The organism is Kitasatospora sp. NE20-6 (assembly GCF_045862635.1).
The window spans coordinates 1-21,052 of record NZ_BPRL01000042.1; the positions used below are offsets into that span (position 1 = coordinate 1).

Annotated in this window: 19 protein-coding genes and 4 pseudogenes; 18 read left to right on the forward strand and 5 right to left on the reverse strand. The window is 69.5% G+C overall.

All coding sequences use genetic code 11. The annotated features are described in order from the left end of the window. Positions 1–137: 137 nt before the first annotated feature. Positions 138–962, reverse strand: a complete 825-nt coding sequence (locus SNE206_RS26215; RefSeq protein WP_407915961.1) for a hypothetical protein — start codon at positions 960–962, stop codon at positions 138–140. Between the two features lie 653 nt (positions 963–1,615). On the opposite strand from SNE206_RS26215, the gene SNE206_RS26220 reads away from it, so the two are divergent. The 5 genes from SNE206_RS26220 (at position 1,616) to fxsT (ending at position 7,704) form a co-directional block, all read left to right on the forward strand. Beyond that, positions 1,616–2,032 (forward strand): DUF5958 family protein, encoded by a 417-nt coding sequence (locus SNE206_RS26220; protein WP_407915962.1) that lies wholly within the window; start codon positions 1,616–1,618, stop codon positions 2,030–2,032. A gap of 78 nt (positions 2,033–2,110) precedes the next feature. Continuing rightward, positions 2,111–3,394 carry an IS701 family transposase gene (locus SNE206_RS26225; RefSeq protein ID WP_407915994.1) on the forward strand — a complete coding sequence of 428 codons (1,284 nt, stop codon included), beginning with the start codon at positions 2,111–2,113 and terminating at the stop codon, positions 3,392–3,394. 137 nt (positions 3,395–3,531) lie between these two features. After that, the gene (locus tag SNE206_RS26230) at positions 3,532–3,906 is read left to right on the forward strand and encodes an effector-associated constant component EACC1 (protein ID WP_407915963.1); all 375 of its coding nucleotides are present in this window, start codon (positions 3,532–3,534) and stop codon (positions 3,904–3,906) included. After that, positions 3,903–4,853: a caspase, EACC1-associated type gene (locus SNE206_RS26235; RefSeq protein WP_407915964.1), complete on the forward strand. Its 951-nt coding sequence runs from the start codon at positions 3,903–3,905 to the stop codon at positions 4,851–4,853. Before SNE206_RS26230 ends, SNE206_RS26235 begins: the two co-directional genes overlap by 4 nt. Further along, positions 4,846–7,704, forward strand: a complete 2,859-nt coding sequence (fxsT, locus tag SNE206_RS26240) for an FxSxx-COOH system tetratricopeptide repeat protein (RefSeq protein ID WP_407915965.1) — start codon at positions 4,846–4,848, stop codon at positions 7,702–7,704. Before SNE206_RS26235 ends, fxsT begins: the two co-directional genes overlap by 8 nt. Positions 7,705–8,056: 352 nt before the next feature. Here fxsT and SNE206_RS26245 read toward each other — a convergent pair. After that, positions 8,057–8,528 (reverse strand): annotated as a pseudogene (locus SNE206_RS26245) (IS5 family transposase); the annotation flags it as partial. A 233-nt stretch (positions 8,529–8,761) separates the two neighbouring features. Between SNE206_RS26245 and SNE206_RS26250 the strand changes: the two are divergent. The 3 genes and pseudogenes from SNE206_RS26250 to SNE206_RS26260 all read left to right on the forward strand — a co-directional run. Then, positions 8,762–9,553: pseudogene (locus tag SNE206_RS26250) on the forward strand (IS110 family transposase); the annotation flags it as partial. Positions 9,554–9,971: 418 nt separating this feature from the next. Next, positions 9,972–11,249, forward strand: a complete 1,278-nt coding sequence (locus SNE206_RS26255) for an IS110 family transposase (protein ID WP_407915966.1) — start codon at positions 9,972–9,974, stop codon at positions 11,247–11,249. Positions 11,250–11,272: 23 nt separating this feature from the next. Next, positions 11,273–11,653 (forward strand): annotated as a pseudogene (locus SNE206_RS26260) (transposase); the annotation flags it as partial. An 18-nt stretch (positions 11,654–11,671) separates the two neighbouring features. Here SNE206_RS26260 and SNE206_RS26265 read toward each other — a convergent pair. The 3 genes and pseudogenes from SNE206_RS26265 to SNE206_RS26275 form a co-directional block, all read right to left on the reverse strand. Next, positions 11,672–12,073 (reverse strand): annotated as a pseudogene (locus SNE206_RS26265) (transposase); the annotation flags it as partial. A gap of 125 nt (positions 12,074–12,198) precedes the next feature. After that, the gene (locus SNE206_RS26270) at positions 12,199–12,774 is read right to left on the reverse strand and encodes an HD domain-containing protein (RefSeq protein WP_407915967.1); all 576 of its coding nucleotides are present in this window, start codon (positions 12,772–12,774) and stop codon (positions 12,199–12,201) included. 21 nt (positions 12,775–12,795) lie between these two features. Continuing rightward, on the reverse strand, positions 12,796–13,932 hold the full coding sequence (locus tag SNE206_RS26275) for a helix-turn-helix domain-containing protein (protein ID WP_407915968.1): 1,137 nt from the start codon (positions 13,930–13,932) through the stop codon (positions 12,796–12,798). Between the two features lie 203 nt (positions 13,933–14,135). Here SNE206_RS26275 and SNE206_RS26280 point away from each other — a divergent pair, with 203 nt between their 5' ends. The 10 genes from SNE206_RS26280 to SNE206_RS26325 all read left to right on the forward strand — a co-directional run bounded on the left by SNE206_RS26280 (position 14,136) and on the right by SNE206_RS26325 (position 21,039). Beyond that, a complete protein-coding gene (locus SNE206_RS26280) occupies positions 14,136–14,543 on the forward strand; it encodes an ATP-binding protein (RefSeq protein WP_407915969.1) in 408 nt (135 codons plus the stop codon). Continuing rightward, positions 14,540–15,049, forward strand: a complete 510-nt coding sequence (locus SNE206_RS26285; RefSeq protein ID WP_407915970.1) for a hypothetical protein — start codon at positions 14,540–14,542, stop codon at positions 15,047–15,049. The genes SNE206_RS26280 and SNE206_RS26285 overlap by 4 nt, the downstream gene beginning before the upstream one ends. A gap of 256 nt (positions 15,050–15,305) precedes the next feature. After that, on the forward strand, positions 15,306–16,019 hold the full coding sequence (queC, locus tag SNE206_RS26290; protein ID WP_407915971.1) for a 7-cyano-7-deazaguanine synthase QueC: 714 nt from the start codon (positions 15,306–15,308) through the stop codon (positions 16,017–16,019). Further along, positions 16,016–16,408 carry a 6-pyruvoyl trahydropterin synthase family protein gene (locus tag SNE206_RS26295; protein ID WP_407915972.1) on the forward strand — a complete coding sequence of 131 codons (393 nt, stop codon included), beginning with the start codon at positions 16,016–16,018 and terminating at the stop codon, positions 16,406–16,408. The genes queC and SNE206_RS26295 overlap by 4 nt, the downstream gene beginning before the upstream one ends. After that, positions 16,405–17,127: a 7-carboxy-7-deazaguanine synthase QueE gene (locus SNE206_RS26300; RefSeq protein ID WP_407915973.1), complete on the forward strand. Its 723-nt coding sequence runs from the start codon at positions 16,405–16,407 to the stop codon at positions 17,125–17,127. The genes SNE206_RS26295 and SNE206_RS26300 overlap by 4 nt, the downstream gene beginning before the upstream one ends. A gap of 268 nt (positions 17,128–17,395) precedes the next feature. Next, positions 17,396–18,067 carry a reverse transcriptase domain-containing protein gene (locus tag SNE206_RS26305; protein ID WP_407915974.1) on the forward strand — a complete coding sequence of 224 codons (672 nt, stop codon included), beginning with the start codon at positions 17,396–17,398 and terminating at the stop codon, positions 18,065–18,067. Continuing rightward, on the forward strand, positions 18,064–18,627 hold the full coding sequence (locus SNE206_RS26310; RefSeq protein ID WP_407915975.1) for a formylglycine-generating enzyme family protein: 564 nt from the start codon (positions 18,064–18,066) through the stop codon (positions 18,625–18,627). The genes SNE206_RS26305 and SNE206_RS26310 overlap by 4 nt, the downstream gene beginning before the upstream one ends. After that, entirely contained in the window at positions 18,624–19,070 is a 447-nt protein-coding gene (locus SNE206_RS26315; protein ID WP_407915976.1) for a hypothetical protein, read from the forward strand. Before SNE206_RS26310 ends, SNE206_RS26315 begins: the two co-directional genes overlap by 4 nt. Beyond that, positions 19,067–20,107, forward strand: a complete 1,041-nt coding sequence (locus SNE206_RS26320; RefSeq protein ID WP_407915977.1) for a glycosyltransferase family 2 protein — start codon at positions 19,067–19,069, stop codon at positions 20,105–20,107. The genes SNE206_RS26315 and SNE206_RS26320 overlap by 4 nt, the downstream gene beginning before the upstream one ends. After that, on the forward strand, positions 20,104–21,039 hold the full coding sequence (locus tag SNE206_RS26325) for a radical SAM protein (protein WP_407915978.1): 936 nt from the start codon (positions 20,104–20,106) through the stop codon (positions 21,037–21,039). Before SNE206_RS26320 ends, SNE206_RS26325 begins: the two co-directional genes overlap by 4 nt. Positions 21,040–21,052 lie beyond the last annotated feature (13 nt).

The following is a 21,052-nucleotide window of genomic DNA, read 5'->3' on the forward strand; positions in this document are numbered from 1 at the left end:
TCTCCCTGGCCTCCAACGCGGCCATCAACGACGGCACCCCGCCACCCCACCCTCAACCAACACCCGCACCCGTCGGCGGGCTCACCTCGCCGACGCTAGAGACCGCCCCGCGCCCCCACAGGACAAGCCCCAGCGAATCACTCCAACGAGGCACCCTCACAAGATCTGCACCCAACCCGGATCGCCTCGGCATGGGCTTGGTAGCCGGCTTGCGTGAGGTCTTCGACGAGGTCGGCCATCAGTTCGGCCGCCTGCGAAGGTGCGGCAGCGGACAGTTCCTCGGCCCTGGCCAGCGCGGGCGCCCGGTCCAGGTGCTCCAGAGGGTCGTTAAGCAGGGCGTAGGCGTTCGGCAACGCCGGCGCGGCCGGGAGTTCGAGTCCGTAGAGGGCTTTCGCCCACTCGGGGCCGAACACGCCACCCACGATGCTCGGGCGCTCGCGCAGGAAGCGGGTCAGAGCCTGGGCGTCGTACAACTCGATCTCCAGGTCGCCGTGGTAGGCGTCCTGGAGCGCGACAAGCTCGTCCTCAACCGCGGTGTCGTCCACCTCCAGCTCGCAGCCGACTGCCAGGACGAACCGGACCGCATCAAAGCGCCGCTTCTTCCACTGCGGCTCGGGGGTGCGCGTTCTGGGCGGGCCGGCGAAGTCGGTCACCGCCGTGCGCAGCGCGGCAGGGCTGAGCGAAACGATCCGCCGGACCTGGTAGACGTGTGTCTTCCCGTCCTTGCGGCCGATCAGGTCAAGGCCGCCCTGGTCCTGACCGGAGCGCCCATAGCCGCGGATGTCGTTCATCCCGTCCACCAGCCACATCGTCTCACCGACCAGACGTTCGAACACCGGTGGTGCGAGCTTGCCGCACGGCAGGATGTCCGCCGCCAGCGGCGGCGGCAGAGAGCCGGTCTGTTTCTGGCTGACCAGCGCACTCAGCCGCAGCGGCTTCGGGTCTTCGTCCATGGCTGCCACCAGTGCTCCTCGCTGCCGCGCCCTTCTCCTCTATCAGTACCACCCGAAACCCACAGCGGCGGGCATCTGCAACCAAGGCACGGCCGCCCAACAGCGGTTGGCCACGTGGCCAGCTCACCGCGCGGTGCGATCCAGGTCGCCCGTCCGCCGAGACAGCCGGGGCGGTTCAGCTCGGGCTGCCCCAGCAAAACCACAGGTCAGAGGCTTGAAGATCGTAAACCACTTGCAATGGTCGACGTTGGCAGCGCGGCTGGGGGATCCACTCTCCCGGGAACCACCGAGCGCCTTTACCGCAATTGCAAAACCGGCAGGCCATCTCTACGTTGTCAGCCTCGGCCATACCAACCAAGATTCGAGCAACGACGTGATCGAGTGTTGCCTCGCGCCGCACCAACGCCCGCGGCGTCAGACACACCCACCGGCTCACCTGATCGTGCTTCGCACTGGCATGTCGAAAGGGGCCGGTCTGACGTCGTGTGCCAATGGAAGGTATCCATCCGTGGCCATGCCGACCGTCGACGACAGCCGTTGATGGAGGTGCGGGTGGAAAGGGCGGCCATCCCGCGCAGCCTAGTACTCCAGTCATACTTCGCGATCTGGTTCGATGACTTACGGGGGCCTTCTGGCCTCAGCCGAGTCGCGGAGGTGGGCGGATGGACGAGCGCACGGTCATGTTGAACGAACTCGCGCAGGGCCTGCGCCCGCTCGGGCAGGGTGTCGAGTGGTTCGAAGCCCTCCCCTCCGAGGACCAGTTCGAGGTCCTGCGGGATCTGGGCGGGCACTGCATTCAGGCGCGTGCGACGGTGAAGGATGGGCCCGAGAGCGTGCGACTCGCCGGTATCCGGCCGACGCACACCCCGGCGGTGCTGATCACGCGTGGACAGTTGGCCGGGCAGCTGACAAAGATCATCAATCTGCCGCAGGACGAGCGGGTGAAGGCGTTTCGGCTGCTGGTCGCGCTACTGGGGGTGGCGGACAAGCGCCGCCGGGAGCGGTTCTGCGCCGACGGATGCACCCATGCATGGCACCAGTTGGCGGCAGGGGCCGATACGGAAGCGGCCACCGCGTGATCATCAGAGGTTGTGTGGACTTCTGAAGATGGCGCGATGGCCGAGGGCCATAGCGTAGACCCTGCCCGCTGGCGGGCGATGTTCGACCAGGCCATGGCCCGCATCGCGGGCCGGTTCCGCCGAGTGGAACCGAGGGCGACGGCACGGGCGTTCGTCCTCGGATTGCTGTCGGGCGTCGAACGCAAGAACTGCTGGCAGCTGGCTGAGGAAGCCGGCCATGCCCGCCCCGGCGCGATGCAGCGGCTGCTGCGAAGCGCACGCTGGGACGCTGACGGGGTGCGCGCCGAGGTCCGTTCCTATGTGCTGGACCACCTCGGCGGTGACGGGGTGTTGGTCGTGGACGAGACAGGGTTCTTGAAGAAGGGCCTCCGTTCGGCGGGCGTGCAGCGGCAGTACACCGGCACTGCCGGTCGGATCGAGAATGCCCAGGTCGGCGTGTTCCTCGCCTACGCATCGTCGCGGGGGCGGGCTCTGATCGACCGTCGGCTCTACCTTCCCGAGCACACCTGGTGCCGGGATCCCGATCGCCGGTCGGGCTCCGGGGTGCCCGAGCAGGTGGAGTTTGCCACCAAGCCCCGCCTGGCATTGCAGATGATCGAGGCGGCCTTGGACGCCGGGTGCTCGTCCTCGTGGGTGACCGGCGATGAGGTCTACGGCCAGGACCCCCAGCTTCGCTCCGTCCTGGAGGCGCGCGGGATCGGCTACGTCCTGGCGGTCGCCTGCACCACCAAGGTGCGGATCAACGAGAACCGCACAGTGGTCCAGGCCGGCACCGTGGCCGCGTCACTGCCCCGGGATACCTGGCACAGGCAGAGCGCTGGCGCCGGAGCGAAGGGCCCGCGCTACTACGACTGGGCGTGGGTGCAGACCGGAGCGGACAAGAACCGGTGCCTGCTGATCCGCCGCAACCCCGCAACCGGCGAACTCGCCTTCTATCTGTGCTGGTCACCGGGCGAGGTGGCCCTGTCCGCGCTGGTGCGCGTCGCCGGGACCAGGTGGTGCATAGAAGAGTGCTTCCAAGCCGCAAAAGGCCAGGTTGGCCTGGACCACTACCAGGTCCGCCACTGGACCTCTTGGCACCGCCACATCACCCTGGCCATGCTCGCGCTGGCCTTCCTCGCCGCCGTCGCCGTCAGCGCGAAGCCCAACCAGGGCACCACGGACCCGAACCGTCCAGTACGCAGCAGCGACCCGATCGACCTGACCATCCCGGAGATCCGCCACCTCATCGGCACGCTGTTCAGACGGCCGACCGCACCTCCGCACCGCCTTCTGGCCTGGTCAACCTGGCGCAGACTCCACCAGGCACAGGCCAGACGCTGCCACTACCGACGACGGCTCACCAGCGGCTCAGACACCTAGATCACGAAGTCGCACTGGAGTACTAGGCGGAGGGCGGTGCCGGATATGGCAAAAGCCCGCCCGAAACGTCCCGGCTCCGGCAGGCTTGCACTTGGCCGGGTTGGGACCCGGATGGGGTACCGGGGAAGGGGCGCGTCGTGCTCGTGCGGATTGAGCCGGAGAGCGGCGGAGGGGATCTGCTGCGCTGGCTGCGCAGTGATCCGGTGGCCGCGCAGGCCGAGCTCAGCGTTGCGGCCTCCGAGCCGGGGCTGGGCGAGATGGACGTCATCGACGTCGTCCAGGCCGTGATCGCGGACGCGACCGGACTCGGCGGCCTGCTCGTCGCGATCGCCGCTTGGAGGGACGCCAGACGCCAGAGCCGGCGCCTGGCCGCCGCGCCCACCGTGGTGATCCGCTGCGGAGAGGTGAGGGTCGAGGTCGCCGGGGACGATCCGGCCGTGCTCCAGCGCACTGTCGACACCCTGCTCGCATCAGAGGGCCGCACCGCGGGTGAAGGTGACACGACCTCGTGACCTTGCCGGACCCCGCCGGGTCCCGGGCGATCCTGATCGGGGTGCACAGTGCCTCGGACGGTCTGGGAATGGGCGAACTACCTGCCGTGAAGAGGAACTTGGCCGCGATGCGGAGCCTGCTCACGGATGGGACGGTGTGGGCGCTGCCGGACGAGCACTGCGTGTCGATCCGGGAGCCGGCCTACCCGCACGAGGTCCTGGAAGAAGTGGAGCGGGTGGCCGGTGAGGCGACCGACACCCTCCTGCTGTACTTCGCCGGCCACGGTCTGCTGGTGGGCCAGTCGCAGGAACTGCACCTGGCCCTCAGCGGCGTGCGCTGGGAGGACGACTGCCTGAGCTACGACAAGCTCCGGAACCGGCTGCGCACGGCGGGGCGCCGGGCCCGTCGGACGGTGGTCATCCTCGACTGCTGCTACAGCGGAGAGGCGCTGAACGGGGAGATGGGGGCCGGAACGCCGCCCGACCAGGCGGAGTTGGACGCCCTGGTGGCGAGCAAGGCCGAGATCGAGGGCGTCTGTGTGCTCACCGCGTCCGCCGCCACCCGCAAGGCGCTGTCGCCGGTGGGTGAGGAGTACAGCGTATTCACCGGTGAGCTGATGCACGTGCTGCGCGACGGTGTCGAGGACGTCGGGGAGTTCCTGGACATGGCCTCGGTCTACAAAGCAGTCACCGCGCGCCTTGCCGAGCGTGCCGGCATGCCAGTCCCGCAGTTCGGCACCCGCGGCCTTGGCGCCGAGATCGTGTTCTCGTCCAACCGGGCGCACCGCGCCTTGGCGGTGGCGCGCGGCCCGGTTGGCGATTCACCAACTGCGGTTGTCGTGGTGGCGCCCGACCACGGACTTCCGCCGGTGATCGCCACGTACAAGGGTGTGGAGATCCGCGACCCGCGCCTTGCGCTCCAGTTCCTCCGGACGCTGAAGTACGACGAGGGGGATCCCGATGCCTGATAAGAACACCCAGTCCGGAGGCAGCTTGGCCGCCTCCGGGCACGGCCGGATCAACAACTTCGGCGACGTCGCCATCCAGGGGTCGGTGTGGCAGACCGGACTGATGACGAACGTCCACAGTGTGACGGCCCCGTCCGGTCTGTCGAACCTGCCGTCGATGGCCACACCTGTGGTCGGCCGGGATGACGAGCTGCGCAAACTGGACACCGTGATGGCTCACCCCGGCCGGGTCGCGGTGCTGTCCGGGCTCGGTGGCATCGGCAAGTCCACGCTCGCCTTGGCCCACGCAAGCCGACGAAGCGGGACGGGCCCGACCTGGTGGATGTCGGCGAACTCCCCAAGCGCGCTCGATGCCGGCCTGGCCGCTCTGGCCGTCGCCCTCCAGCCCGCACTTGCCACTGCCCTGCCGATGGAGGCGGCAGCTGCCCGTGCCGTCCAGTGGCTCGTCGAACACGAGGACTGGCTACTCGTGCTGGACGACGTCACCGACGCGGCAGACGTCGAGCCGCTGCTCGCGAGGCTGCACGGCAAGGGCGGCGGGACCATTGTGACCAGTCGGCTGGCTCACGGCTGGCACCGGTTCGCCACCATGGTCATCCGTCTCGACGCCTTGACCCCGGAAGCCGCCGTCACCCTGTTTGCCGGGATGCTCGAGAGCCGGTCCGGCAATGTCCACACGGCGGAGCGCGCCGAACTGCGCGAACTGGCGGCTGACCTCGGGTGCCTGCCGCTGGCCCTCACCATGGCGGGCGCCTACCTCATCGAGACGGGCATGACCGCCGCTCAGTACCGCTACCTGCTGGCCGAGCGGTTCAACGACTTCGCAGAGGGCTCGATCCGGGCCGAGAGCTCGGCCCAGACTGTGGCGGAGGTGTTCGGCCGGGCACTGGCAGCCGTGGCGCACGTTCCGCAGGCATTGCCGCTGCTGCGGGTGCTGAGCTGGTACAGCCACGAGGCGGTGCCCATCGCCCTGTTGCAGGCCGCGGACGAGCGGAGCCCTGGCCAGACCAGTTCGGCCCTGGGCGCACTGTCCGCGCATAGCCTGGTCCACCTCACCGAAGACACCGTTTCCGTCCACCGACTGGTGCAGACCCTGGTCCGCACCGTGGACGATCGGGATCCGCTCCGGCAGCCCGCTGACATCGAGGCCGCACTGGCCTCCGCTACCCGCCTGTTGGACCAGTACGCCCCGGCCGTGCACAACCCCAGGGGCTGGTCGAAGTGGCAGAGCCTGCTGCCCCACATCATCGCACTGGCCGACCGGTCGACACCGCACTCGGACACGCCGGTCACCGCCCACCTGCTCAACCAGACCGGACTCTTTCTCTGCGAGCAGGGCGACCCGGTAGGCGCGTTGAGCTTCCTGGGACGATCGCACGCGGGCTACCAAAGGACCGTCGGCGAGGCGGACCGGGCCACCCTCGCCGCGCTCGGCAACCTTGCGGGCGCCTATCAGATGGCAGGCCGGATCGACGAAGCCGTCGATCTCTTTCACCGCGCCCTGGAAACTGGTGCGCGGTTCCTCGGCCAGGAGCATCCGACCACCCTGGCGATCCTGGCCGCTCTGGCGGGAGCGCTGCTGGCCCGCGGTGGCACCGCATCGGCTGTCGAGATGCTGGAACGGGCCATGGCTGCGCACGAGCAGACGTTGGGCCCTGACGACGAGGAGAGCCTGACGGTGGCCGGCAATCTGGCCTACGCCTACCAGGTGACCGGTGAGCCCGAGCGAGCGATTCCGCTGCTGGAGCGGATCCTCTTCCGCAGCATCCGCCTGCTCGGCGATGAGCACCCCGCAACCCTGACCTCCCGGCACAACCTCGCAGGCGCCCACCACGCCGCAGGCCACCTCGACTCGGCGCTCCCGCTGCTGGAGCAGAACCTGCAGCATCGGATCCGAGTCCTTGGCGGCGACCACCCCGAGACCCTGCGATCCCGCAACAGCCTCGCCTACGCCCTGCTCAGCGCCGGCGACCTGACGTCGGCGCTTCCGATGCTCGAACGCGCCCTCGCCGACCGGGAGCGAGTACTCGGACCACACAACCAAGACACCATCACTTCACGCAGCAACCTGGCCGCCGCCTACCGCGAGGCGGGCAACCTGACGGACGCCGTTACCCTGCTCGAGCGCACACTGGAAGACTGCCTACAGGGCCTGGGCCCCGGCCACCCCGATGTCCTTGCCGCCCGGCAGAACCTCGCCAGCACCTACCGTGCCGCTGGCCGGTACCCGGATGCGCTGGCGCTGTTCGAGGTCAACCGGATCGAGTACGAGAGGGTCCTCGGCCCTGAGCACCAGGACACCCTCACCGCCCGCAACAACCTCGCCGTCGCCTACTGGGAGAACGGCGACCTGCGGCGAGCGCTGCCGCTGCTGGAACACGAAGTCGACGACTGCGCCCGGCTATTGGGGGACACACACCCCAACACCCTGATCGCACGAGCGAACCTGGCACTGGCCCTGCTGCGCGGTGGCGAACCCGACCGGGCGCGGCAACTGCTTGAGGCGACCGTGGCCGACTACGAGCGAGTCCTGGGACCCGAGCACCCCGTCACCCTGACCGCCGCCAACAACCTGGCCGGCGCCTACGACGCGGTCGGTGATCCGCTCAGGGCCCTCACGTTGTATGAGGAGAACTTGGAGAAGCGCAGGCGCGTGCTCGGCCCTCACCACCCAGATGTGCTCGCGTCCTACAGCAACCTCGCCAGCGCCTACGAGGAAGCCGGGCGGCGGGACGAGGCGGTCGCCCTCTACCGGGACACGTTGCGCGACTGCGAGCTGGTGATGGGTGACGCCCACCCACTCACCGAGACGGTCCGGCGCAATCTCGCGGCGCTGACCAGAGCCGGGTAGCGATGCCTGGCCCAGGAGGCTGGGCGGGTGACCGCTCGGTAGTAGGGTTTCCAGACGTAGCGAAGTGGGTTCGACGCGGCGGCTTTTTGGGCGAGGGGGCGGAGTATGCGTTGGGCGGCTGGCGAAAGGTGCGTCCGAAGAATAGCCGCCTACCCTTGGGCGCGGCGGACGGTGGTGTGTCAGGCCGCGGTCCAGGCCCTGCCGGGCGCGGCGCCGGTTGGGCTGCTGCCCCGCCCCGCGGAGATCGAGGGGGCCTCGTGCCACGGCGCAAGCGTGCCGAGGAAGAGAAGTGGCTCGGGGAGAGCAAGGGCATTGACCTGCTCCTGACCTTCGTCCGCGCTAAGATCTTGTCCTACGTGGTGAGTTTGATCAGTCGTTTGTGGCATGTGATGACGGCGGCGAGGTCGTAGAAGGCCAGGTAGAGCAGGTGGTCGCGTTCGTAGCGGCGAGCGATCCGGCGGTAGCCGGTGAGCCAGGCCATCGTGCGCTCGATGACCCACCTGTGGCGTCCCAGGGTCTGGCTGGCACTCGACGCCCCTGCGGGCGATCCGGGGCAGGATGCGCTCTCGGCGGAGCCATTTCCGCAGGCCGGGGCTGTCGTAGGCCTTGTCGGCGTTGACCTTGCGCGGCTTGTAGCTCAGGCCCCGCTCCGGGTCGTGTTTCATCTGGAGGGCCTGGACCAGCGGGATCAGGCCATGTTGGTCGTGGACGTTGCCCGCGGAGATACCGACAACGAGAGGCAGCCCTGCGAGGTCGGACAGGACGTGCACCTTGGAACCGGGTTTACCTCGGTCGACGGGGCTGGGACCGGTATGGAGGCCCCCGTTACCGTTTTCGTGGCCCCGCAATGGGTTCCCGGACTCCCGGCCCGGCATGACTTGCGCCCCTTGTCGGTCATGATCGAAAAGGTGGTGTCACCGGGCTCGGAGGCGTTGGCAGACCGCTGATGAGGGGCTTGAGCGCCGGATCCCGCACTGGGTGAGGCAGGCTCTCCGTAACGTGGATGCCGGCACGCCGATGCCGCAGGGCCGGGGAGGACGAGACCTGGGAGGGGCAGTTGACCAGCACCGACGGCATAGATCTCTATCTCGGCCTGGACGTCGGCAAGGGCGAGCACCATGCAACCGCGCTCACGCCGGCCGGCAAGAAGGTCTTCGACAAGGCACTGCCCAACAACGAGCCCAGGCTCCGTGAGCTGTTCACGAAGCTGCAGGCCAAGCACGGGACCATGCTGGTGGTGGTCGACCAGCCGGCCACCGTCGGCGCCCTGCCGCTGGCCGTCGCCCGCGACACCGGCTGCCGCATCGCCTACCTGCCCGGCCTGACCATGCGCCGGATCGCCGACCTCTACCCGGGCGAGGCGAGGACCGACGCCCGCGACGCGCACGTCATCGCGGACGCCGCCCGCACCATGCCGCACACCCTGCGCGACCTGGTGCCGGCCGACGAGACCGTCGCCGAGCTCGAGATGATCGCCGGCGAGTCGACGAGGATCAAGAACCGCCTGCGCGGCCTCCTCACCCAGATCCACCCGTCCCTCGAGCGCGTGCTGGGCCCGCGACTGGACCACCCGGCCGTCCTCACCCTGCTTGAACGCCACGGCTCCCCGGCCCAGTTGCGCAAGGCGCCCCGACGCCGACTGATCACACTGCTGCGGCCCAAGGCCCCACGGATGGCCGAGCGCCTGGTCGAGGACATCTTCACCGCCCTCGACGAACAGACCGTCGTCGTCCCCGGTACCGAGGCCGCCGCGCTGATCGTTTCCAGCCTTGCCGGCTCACTCAACTCTGTGCTCGACCAGCGCAGACTCCTCGCCGCGAGGATCGAGGAACTGCTGGAGGCCCACCCTAATCCTGTGTGTAGGCGGTCCCAGGGCGCCCCGACTGGGCTCCTGAACCGTTTGCTGTGATGGATGCCTTCCTTACTCCTGGTCGGTCAGGCCTCGACGAAGAGCGGTGCCGTCACGGTGGTGGGTTTCGTGGTGGTCGCGGGTCGCCGGTCTGATACCTGGGCCCACCCTGACCTGCGAGGTCTCGAAAGAGAGCGGCACGGTCCGGCGTTTTCAGGCCGCCGCGAAACCCATCGGTGATCGTGGTTCCGTGGTCGTGGTGCGAGCCCGTTCCAGGGCTGACCTCTTCTTGAATCCGCGAGCCTTCGAGCTCTGGTGCAGATGGGGGCCCCTGGGGCGCGCTGGTGTCATGAACGGCTACTGAGATGGCGGACCGAAGAGTCCTGGGATTAGGGCGCCGCGTGACCCGCATGTGCTCGTGACCTGCGGAAACAGGCAACGTTGGGAGAGTCGGTTGAAGATCTTCTGCGGTATCGACTGGGCGGAGTCGCATCACGACGTCGCTCTGGTCGACGAGGTCGGTGAGCTGGTGGCCAAGCGCCGGATCACCGACGACGCGGCCGGCTACCGGCTGCTGCTGGACCTGCTCGCCGAGCACGGTGACAGCCCTGAGACGCCGATCCCGGTGGCGATCGAGACCAGCCACGGCCTGCTGGTCGCCGCCCTGCGTACCGGCGAACGGCAGGTGTTCGCGATCAACCCGCTGGCCGCCGCCCGCTACCGCGACCGGCACGGCGTCTCCCGCAAGAAGTCCGACCCGGGCGACGCCCTGGTTCTGGCGAACATCCTGCGCACCGACATGCCCATGCACCGCCCCCTGCCGGCCGACTCCGACCAGAGCCGGGCCGTCACCGTATTGGCCCGCGCCCAACAGGATGCCGTCTGGAACCGCCAGCAGCTCGGCAACCAGATCCGCTCCCTCCTGCGCGAGTACTACCCCGCCGCCCTCGAAGCCTTCCAGCACAAGGCCGGCGGCCTCACCCGCCCGGACGCCCGCGCCGTCCTCACCACCGCACCGACCCCGGCCAGGGCCGCGAAGCTTTCCCTGTCCCAGCTGCGGGCCGCGCTCAAGCGCGCCGGCCGCCAGCGCGGAATCGACGCCGAGGCCGAACGGCTCCGCGACGTCTTCCGGGCCGAGCACGCCCGCCACCCCGACCCGGTCGAGGACGCCTTCGGCCACCAGCTGCTCGCACTGTTGAAGCAGTTCGACGCGGCCTGCCAGGCCGCAGGCGACCTCGCCGACGCGGTCGAGACCGCCTTCCGCGACCACCCGGACGCCGAGATATACCTCAGCTTCCCCGGCCTCGGAGTCCAGCTCGCCGCGCGGGTCCTGGCGGAAATCGGCGACGATCCGACCCGCTTCGCCGACGCCCGCGGCCTCAAGGCCTACGCCGGCTCCGCACCCATCACCCGCGCCTCCGGCAAGAAGAGCTACGTCGGCCGACGCATGGTCAAGAACAACCGACTCATGCACGCCGGATTCCTCTGGGCCTTCGCAGCCCTCACCGCCTCGCCGGGCGCCGACGCCCACTACCGCCGCCGACGCGAGCACGGAGACTGGCACGCCGGCGCCCAACGCAACCTCCTGAACCGCCTGCTGGGTCAGCTCTTCCACTGCCTGCAAAGCCGACAGCTGTTCGACGAACATCGCGCCTTCACCTCCTCCGTGACATCGTCAATCGCGGCCGCCGCTTGACTACTTAGCCCCCTGAGATGTCTCTTTCCCCGGTCCTGACCTCGATGCCCGGCATCGGGATCAGGACCGCCGCCCGGATCCTCGTCGACGTCGGCGACGCAAGCACCTTCCCGACCGCCGGCCACCTCGTGGCCTACGCGGGCCTGGCGCCCGTCACCCGCGCGTCCGGCTCCTCCATCCCCGGCGAACACCCCTCCCGGCGCGGCAACAAGCAGCTCAAACGGGCCTTCTACCTTGCCGCATTCGCCTCACTGTCCCAACCCGAGTCACGCGCCTACTACGACCGGAAACGACGCGAAGGCAAGCACCACGTCGCCGCCCTCGCCCGCCGCCGCATCGACGTCCTCTTCGCCATGCTCCGAGACGGCACCCTCTACCAGCCACCGACCGCCGTGACCGGTTGACGAAGACCATAGGGGCACCTTTTGCCGGGCCTTCTCCGCCTCCTCGGAGGCCTTCTCCAGATCGGCGAGCGTGTCGGGATCGAGGTGCATCCCGGCGGCGTCGTGGTGGGCTCGGACGGTGGTGGAATCCGCGCTGACCAGCGACAGGTCCACCTCACCCCGCTTCGCGGCCTCCGCGATCGCGCCCTCCAGCAGGGCCTCGAAGACCCCGGCATCCCTCCACTGCCGGAAGCGGTTGTGGACCGTCGACCAGGCGCCGAACTCCTGCGGCATCTCCCGCCACTGGCCGCCCGTCCGGAACCGCCAGATCACACCCTCGAACTGTCGACGCAGCCGCTCGGGGTACGGGCCGTACTCACCGATCGGCAGGTAAGGCCCGATGAACTCCCACTCGGCATCAGTCAGTTGCACTCGCGTCACACAACACGATCTACCGGATCAGGCACGGCCACGAGGATGAAACCCGCAGATTGATCACAACCCGATACGCTCCCTAGCAGCCACATGAGACACCCTCTTAACCAGCCGCATGAATCAGGCTTCAACTAGCGCAGGTACGTACGCTGCCAGTCGGCCAGCGACATGGTCTGGGCGGCGTCAGCCAGTGCGATCGCAGAGGGCAGCTTGAGCTTGGCCCGGGTGCTGTCCACCCATTCCTGGGCCGCAGGGTAGCCCTGCTGGAGGTACTCCAGCCCTTGGATCATGCATTCCAGCTTGTCCGCGTCGTGGGCGACCTGGACCTCCAGGGAATCGCCGTTCTCGTAGTCGTGGACGACAGCGCTGATTCCCTCGGCCACGGCCGGGTGCGCATCGGCCACCTGATCGGCGGTCACCGCCTCGTTGGACGAGGTCTGGATGTACCGTCGACCGATCCAGGGGATGTCGCCGATGCGGGTTTCCTGGGTGTCGTGGAACGTACAGAGCAGCGCGACCCGTGCAGGGTCGGCCCCTTCCATCATGGCGAGGACCGCGCCGATCACGGCAGTCCGCCAGGAGTGCTCGGCGATCGTCTCAGGATCCTTCACGCCGGCGATCCACCAGCCACTGCGCTTCGCCCGCTTCAGGGCCCCTGCTTCCAGAAGGTAGCCGACGGTGCCTTCGGCTTCCTGGCGGTCGTTCACTGTGATCGTCCTTCCTGAAGATCAGGTGGTCAGCTTCAGACCGTAGTGCACGGACACGAGCTCCTGCCGGGCCTGTGGTGAGATTCCGTCGGAGTCGAGCAGCGCTGTCACCTGGTTCTGCAGATGGCGACTGAGCTCGGAGTCCGCGGTGAGTATGCCCCGACGGAGGGCAAGGAGAGCCCACACCGAGTGGACGTTGAGATCGATCGCGCCGAGGCCGGGCTTCAGTCTGTCGGTCAGTCCGCGCAGGAGGGCGAGTGCATCCCAAGACTGTGCCGGTGCGGCGACCATGAAGTGGTCGTCGCTCTTGGGCAGGGAATCGATCCCGAGCCAGTAAGCCCAGTAGTTCAGGTTGGCTGCCTCTCCGGCTTCATCGCCCATGCCCGTGGACATGAAGGCGGCCAGGGCGTCGTTGTCTCCGTGCCGGGTGAGCGACGTCGCCACCGATCGCGCGTCAGCCCAGTCAGGGGACCACCCGGGTGAGTGTGTCCGCGGTGTTCTGCGTCGCACGTCGGCGAGCCATGCTGCGGTGTCCGCGGAGATGTCGTACGAGCAGAGGTAGAGAGCTTGTCGGCGGAGAAGGGCTGCTTCGTCGCCGGACTGTTGCGCGAGCTCGGCTGCTCTGCGCATCTGGCTGAAGAAAGCCTCCAGTTCGTCTCGTGGCAACTTCGGGGAGCCCGGGGCTGGCCCTCGGCGAGGTATCTTCTCGGTTTTCGGGAGGGAGGCGGGGACGCCTCCGGTGAGTGCCCAGGCCAGCATGTGGGTCGTGTCCCTGGTGAGTACCCAGCTTGCGAGGGGGTGGTCGTCGGCCCGTTGGACCGCAGGCCCGTCGACGACGAAGTTGATGATGCTGTCCGCGTCGAGCGCCTGATCGAGTTGCATGATCATCGAAGGGTCTCCTCCTAAACGGAGGAAGTTGCGCTTGATGGCGCGGAGCGAACCTGCCCGTGAGGCGTTCAACGATCTGCGTCCGGACTCCCAGCCCTGGATCGTGCTCTTGTCCACCCCGAGAAGCTCTGCGATCTGGTCCTGGGAGAAGCCGACCCGCTCCCGGATCTCCTTGACCAGGTGCCCGGAGACGGCTCCGAGTCGCCGACCGGGCCTGGGGCTGCCGACAGTCAGTGTTTCGAGTCCCCGCGCCTCGCCATGAGCTGTCACGTCGTCACCAACCCTTGTGGAACAGGCGGTTTTACCCGTACCGGCAGTCAGTCCTCTTGATTCCGTGCGAAGCGTAGCGTCTCTGCCATGGGACGCACAGTGACCATCCCCTTGGGTGGCTGGTCGCTGCACGCCCGATGCAGACCTTCGAGCAGCTCCGGCGCTCACCCCGACCCGAGTGATTCTGGGTGGTGACTCAGCGGATGAACCAGTGGCATCAAGTGTTCGGCGCCGACCCGCAGTCGGTTCCCATGGCCCGACGCCAGCTCCGGGAAGTCCTGGCCACCTGGGGGTGGTCGGACACCGACCGGCTCGTAGACCTGTTGGTCATCTGCTCCGAGCTGGTGGCCAATGCGGTCGAGCACGCCAGCGAGGCGTGTGACGAGGTGCAGGTGCACCTGCGGGAGGTCGACGGTGACTGCCTGATTGAAGTCGTCGATCGCAGGCCGGACTTGCTTCCTCCGCAGGAGTCCTGTCCTCGCGGGGAACGTGGACGGGGTCTGCTCATCGTCAGGGACCTGGCAGAGGACGTGAACGTCGTGACGATGAAGGAGAGCAAGAAGGTGTGCGCGAGGGTGCTGCTCAGGGCTCTGCCAGAGGCAGCCGCATGAGGTCGGGGATCCGTCTGCGTCATGCTCTGGGGTTCGGGTCCGGCCGCCGGCGTGCGGCAGCAGTCGTATGTCCGTCGGTTCGAGTCGTCCCACAGGAGGACGGCGGCCCCGCGCGCCGATGGAGTTCGGAGCGCGATGCCGTCGGTGAGCGCGTTGTCGAGCTGCTGCCGATCACCTACTGGTGCAGCGCCATCGCCTACCCGCAAGGTGCGGGCCGGTCGGTCCTGTTCGGTGTCCACATCGCCCGAGACGCCAGACGAGCGGTGCGCTGGATGCAGATGCGCGTGGGTCAGCTTGCCGACCAGTTCGATCTGAAGCACTCGCAGTCGGTGAGGGTGTGGGCCGACGATCTTGATGCGGCGGCTGCGGCGATGGACGCGCTCTTGGCCGGGGAATCGTACTCCCTGACGTTGCACGACGATCGAGCCACTTACATTTTCACCGCCCAGGTCAGTACGGGGGACGAACCGATCCTTCCCGGGAGAGGCGTCACATGGCCGATCTGACCCGCTCTGCTCCTGGCGAACCTTACGAATACTCGCCCTGACGCTTATGGGCCGAGCATCGCATGCCCTTGAGGGGCCGAGGCGACCGGCCGAAGCAGCAGACGTATGCCGCGGGCGAAGGTCAGGAGGCCCAACGCTTCCCGTGATCACGGACTGTCGGCGATTCCAACCAGGCCAGGGGATGGGTCCTGCGCGTCAACAACACCGGACAGCAGGTCCGTCGATGAGAACGACAACACAGAGGAGACGTACGGAGATGACCGCACTCAGCTACCCGCCGCGGCACGCGGTGGTGATCGCATCCGGTGGGCTGGACAGCACCACCCTGGCCTACTGGCTTGCCGATCAGGGCACCGAGCTCACCCTGCTGTCGGTCGACTACGGGCAGCGGCACCGCAAGGAGCTGGAGCACGCCGCGGCCTTGGCCGGCCTGCTGGCGGCCCGCCACGAACTGGTCGACCTGACCGGTGTCGGGCGGCTGCTGGGCGGCTCGGCCCTGACGGACGCCGCCGTCCCGGTTCCCGACGGGCATTACACCGACGCCAGCATGCGGGCCACGGTGGTGCCGAACCGAAACATGATCATGCTGTCGGTGGCGGTCGGCTTGGCGGTCGCCGTGGGCGCCGACGCGGTGGCCTTCGGCGCGCACGCGGGGGACCATCCGATCTATCCGGACTGCCGTGAGGAGTTCTTCGACCTGGTCACGCAGGCAGCCCTGTCCGGCAACGAGGGCTTCCTCGCGGCTGGCTTCAGCATGCTCGCCCCGTTCCTCGACCTCACCAAGGCCGACATCGTCACGATCGGCCGCCAGGTCGGTGTGCCGTTCGAGCTGACCTGGTCCTGCTACAAGGGCGGGGAGCTGCACTGCGGGACGTGCGGAACGTGCACCGAGCGGCGTGAGGCGTTCGAGATCGCCGGTGTCGCCGACCCGACCGCGTACGCGGTGGCCCCGACGGGAGCGGGCCGGTGAGCGAGGTTCGGGGGCGCCACCGGATCTCCAAGACGTTCCGGTTCGATGCGGCGCACCTCCTGACCGGCCTGGAGCCTGGCCACCAGTGCGCGCGGATGCACGGTCACTCCTACGAAGTCACCTTCGTGCTCACCGCCGAGGAGCTGGACGGGCCCGGGTTCGTCACGGACTTCGGGGAGCTGACGCCGGTGAAGGCGTACATCGACGCGGAGCTCGACCATCGCGTGCTCAACGAGGTGCTGCCGCTGGTTCCGACGTCGGAGAACCTGGCCGAGCACCTGGCCGGCTGGTTCGTCGAGCATGTCGAGCCGGGCATCCACGGGGTGCTGGCCGCGGTGCGGGTCTCGGAGACGCCGACGTCCATGGCGGAGTTCGAGGTGATCCGGTGACCGCCCCGTCCCTGCTCCTGCCGCCGTCAGCCGTGGAGCGGCCCCTACTCGTGCGGGAGCGGTTCGGCCCGACCTTCCAGGGGGAGGGCCCCAGCACCGGCCGGATCACGCACTTCCTGCGCCTGTGGGGCTGCAACCTGCACTGCCCGCCGTGCGACACCCCGGACACCTGGGACCGCAGCCGATTCGACCCCGCCGACGTCGCCCGGCACCACACCGCCCGGGAGATCGCCGACTGGCTGACCGGCCGGCCCGGGGAGCGGCTGGTCGTCACCGGCGGCGAGCCGCTGATGCAGCAACGCGCCCTGCTGCCGCTGCTGCGTCTGCTGCCCGGATACCGGGTGGAGATCGAGACGAACGGCACGATCCCGCCGCTGCCCGAGGTTGTCGAGCGGGTGGAGGCGTTCAACGTCTCGCCGAAACTGGCCCGTTTCGCCGCGCCGGGGGACTGGCGGATCAGCCCGAGGGCTCTGCGGGCGCTGGCCGACTGCGGGAAGGCACGCTTCAAGTTCGTCGTGCAGGAGCCCGGCGAACTGGAGGAGATCTCGGCCCTCGTCGGGGAGTACGGCCTCGGGTCGGTGTGGGTGATGCCGGAGGGCACATCCAGCGCGGCCGTGTTGGAGGGGATGCGCGGCCTGGCCGACGCGGTCCTCGCGCGGGGCTGGAACCTCAGCACGCGGCTGCACACGCTCATCTGGGAGGATGCACGTGGGCGCTGACATCGAAACGCCTGAGCGGGGCCGTCGTTCCGCAGACTCCCCGGGGCCGCGTGTGTGGGGTAGCGGCCAGGTCGTGTATCGGGGGAGCGGGATCGTTCCTGCCGCCCAGGCATCCCCCACTATATCCAACTCCTTTTCGCCTCGGGCACATTCGCTGATGCCGTACCTCGTGGAGGTTTGCCATCTGAAGGCGGCGGCGCGGGCCTGCATGCGGCGCGGCGGTGCGGCGGGGGCCGACGGCATGTCCTGGTCGGAGTTCCGCAGGGGTATGCAGGGTCGGCTGGACGCTCTCGCCGCCGAGCTGCGGGCCGGCACCTGGCAGCCCTCCCCGGTGCGAGAGGTCGTCATCACCACCTACACCGGCAAGGAGTTCACCGCCGTCATCCCCACGGTCGCCGACCGGGTCGTCCAGCGGGCCATGCGCAACGCCATCGAACCCGTTCTCGAACGACGGGCCCTCGCCGACTGGGTGTCCGGCTACCGGGCGGGCCGCAACCGGATCACCGCGCTGCGCGACGCCGACCGGCACGTGGCGGCGGGCCTGCGATGGGTGGCGGACGTGGACGTACAGCAGGCCTCCGCCGGATCCAGCGCCCAGGAGATCACCGGCTGGCTGGCCGCCCACGTCGCGGACGGCGCGTTCCTCGCGCTGTTCCAGCGCGTGCTGGAGCCGCTGCCGTACCCGATCATGCCGGGCACCGCCCTGTCCCCGATGCTGATCAACCTGCGGCTGTCGCGGGTGGACACCCTCCTTACCGGGCATCCCGTCGTGAGGTTCTGCGACAACTACTGCATCTTCGCTCGGGACCGGGCCGTCGCCGAGGACGCGATGGCGGACGTGGTGTCCGTCCTCGGGGCCTGCGGCCTCACGGCTCACCCCGGCAAGAGCGGCATCCGTCGGGACGTGAGGACGGAAGATCTCTTCCTGATCGCCGGATGAGCCCGCTGCTCGATGCCCGGAGCATCGTGTGGGTGCCGGTGCCCGGCGGGGTGTGCCTGTTCGGCGACCGGTCCCGGCCGGTGACCGTGGCCGACCTCGAATGGACCGCGACCCCGCTGACCACCGCCCAGCTCGGGGACGGGGACGACGACCGGCCGCTGACCGGCCTCACCCACGAGCAGGCCCGGGACCTGGCCGCCGAGCTCGGCGGACGGCTCCCCCGCTCGGTGGAGTGGGAGTGGGCCGCCTCCGGCCCCGAGCGGCGCCGCTACCCGTGGGGCGGCGACGAACCGGATGCGACCCGGGCCAACCTGCGCGGCGGCCCCGGCACCACCACCCCGGTCGACGCCTACCCCCGCGGCGCCACCCCGGGCGGCCTGTGGGACATGGCCGGCAATACCTGGGAGTGGACCGGCTCGGTGACGATCGGCGACGGCGCGGTCATCCGCGGCGGCTCCCTCGCCTCCCTGCCCTTGTACGCGCGCTGCACCTTCCTCAACGCGGCCCCGCAGGAACTGCGCTCGCCCGGGATCGGTGTGCGAGCGGTGAGGACACGATGACGGCCCGGGACCTGGTGATCGCGGGCTGCTCACGCCGCAAGAACCGCTCCAAGCGGCTGCTGCCCGCCCTGGACCGGTACACCGGCGGCATCGCCCCGCAGCTGCGGGAGCGGGTCGCCGGGCACCCGGACACGCGGCGGCGGGTGCGGTTCCTGTCCGCCGCCTACGGGCTCGTCACGGCGGACACCCCGTTGCCCTTCTACGAGCGGCCGCTGACCCCTCATCAGGCCAGCATCGTGCGGCCCAAGGTCGCCGAGCAACTGGCCGAGGAGTTCCGTACCGGTGGCGTCCCGGACCGGATCCTCCTCGTCTTGGAACCCGCCTACGTAACCCTCCTTGCGGACCTGACCGCCCGCGCCGACTGCCCGGCCCTGCACTGGGTCGGCGACCCCCGCGGCTGGCCGCAGGCCGCCGCCGTCCTCGACGACTGGAGGTGGCCGTGACCGGCCCCACCCTGGCCGACGCCCTGCGCGCCCGCCCGAACGAGCACCGCCCCATCACCGACGCTTTCACCGCCCACACCACCCTGGCCTGGCACCAGCCCACCCCCGCCCACCTCGCCGCCGGGACGGCCCTGTCCGTCGTCGTCCCGGCCCGCAACACCGCCTACGCCCTGCCCCATGTCCTGGACGCACTCGCCGCCCAGCAGACCGATGGCCAGGTGGAGGTGATCGTCGTCGACGACGCCTCCACCGACACCACCTTCACCGTCGCCCGCATGCACCTGGCCGTCCGCACGCTGGTCCGCCTCGCCCGGCCGTCCGGCGCGGCCGTGGCCCGCAACGTCGGCACCCGCCTGGCCAGCGCCCCGACGGTCCTTTACCTGGACGCCGACATGGTCCTGCCCAACCACGTCCTGGCTGACGTCGCCGCCCGCGTCCGAGACGACACGGTCCTGACCGGGTTCCGACACAACGTGCCCCACCCCGCCGGGCCGTGTGCCGCCCCAGTCCTCCCCGACGGGCCCCCGCAGCTCGCGGCCGACCACCGCGTCACCTGGACCCCGCCGATCAACACCCTGCTGCCCTACTCCGGGATCACCCTGACCGAGCCGCTGGACGGCCGCCCTCTGGACGCCACCGGCGACTTCCAGGCCCTCGGACACGGCCGCTCCTACTACGACTGGGACTTGCCCCGCATGGCCGTCACCGCCCTGCTCGCCGCCCCCCGCGCGGCCGTCGTGGACATCGGCGGCCTCGACGAGACGTTCGGCCGGATCGGCTGGGGCATGGAGGACACCCACCTCGGCGCCGCCCTCATCGCCTCCGGCTGCCTTGTCATCCCGCTGCGCCAGGCCGTCGGCTTCCACCTCGACCCGCCGGACGCCGCCGCCCAGTGGCAGACCAAGCTCGCCGCCTGGCCCGGCACCCTCGACCGCTACCGCACCCTGCTCACCCGTCCCGCGCCCACCGGCCGCACCGACGACTTCACCACCGCCACCGACCAGCACCTGTCCGACGCCGAGGTGATCACCCGATGATCCGCACCTTCGCCGCCGCCCTCGTGGCCGGCACCACCGTGGCCCACGACCCCGCCGTGGGCACCAACCATCTGCCACCCCGGTCCATCCCGACCGGCCGCGTTGCCCTCGACGACCAGCAGGTCGCCGCCTGGCCCGAGCCGGCCCCCGGCCAGCTCACGCCCACTGTCCCGTTCAGCATGTGCTGGTCGCCGATCGTGCGCTGCAACCTCACCTGCCCCCAGTGCCTGGACGACAAGGGCGTGCGAGAGTCCACCCCCGCCGAGCGCCAGGAACTCGCCGGGCACATCGCCCGCTCCGGCGTCCTCGGAGTCGACCTCTCCGGCGGCGAGCCCCTGCTGCTGCGCGACCTGCCCGACCTCGCCCGCGCGATCCGTGACGCGGGAACGATGGCGGTCAGCTGCACCACCAACGGCTGGCACCTCGCCCGCCGGGCCCCCGAACTCGTCGGCGCGGTCGACGCCGTGCGCGTCTCCCTCGACGGCGCCACCGAACACACCCACGACACCTGGCGCGGCCCCGACAGCTACCGGCGCGCCATCGCGGGCATCCGCGCCGCCGTCGACGAAGGACTGCGCGTCCAACTGCAGATGGTCCTCATGCGCGCCAACCGGCACGAGGCCCAAGACCTCCTGCACCGGGCCGCCCAGCTCGGCGCCGGAGGCGTCACCTTCCTCCAGATGCTCCCCATCGGCGACGGCGCAGCCCTCGCCGACCAGCAGATGCTCACCGACGACCAGGCCCGCGACCTCGTCGCCGACCTCACCGTCCCCACCGGCATCCGAGTTCGGCTGCGCACCCGCGACAGCGCCGACGGCTTCACCGTGCTGCGCGCCGACGGCTACGCCTGGCGCAACACCGGCGGAGCCACCGCCATCACCGCCCTCATCCCCATCACCGGGCCCGACGACCTCCGTTCGCCCGCCGCCTGAACCGGAGCACACC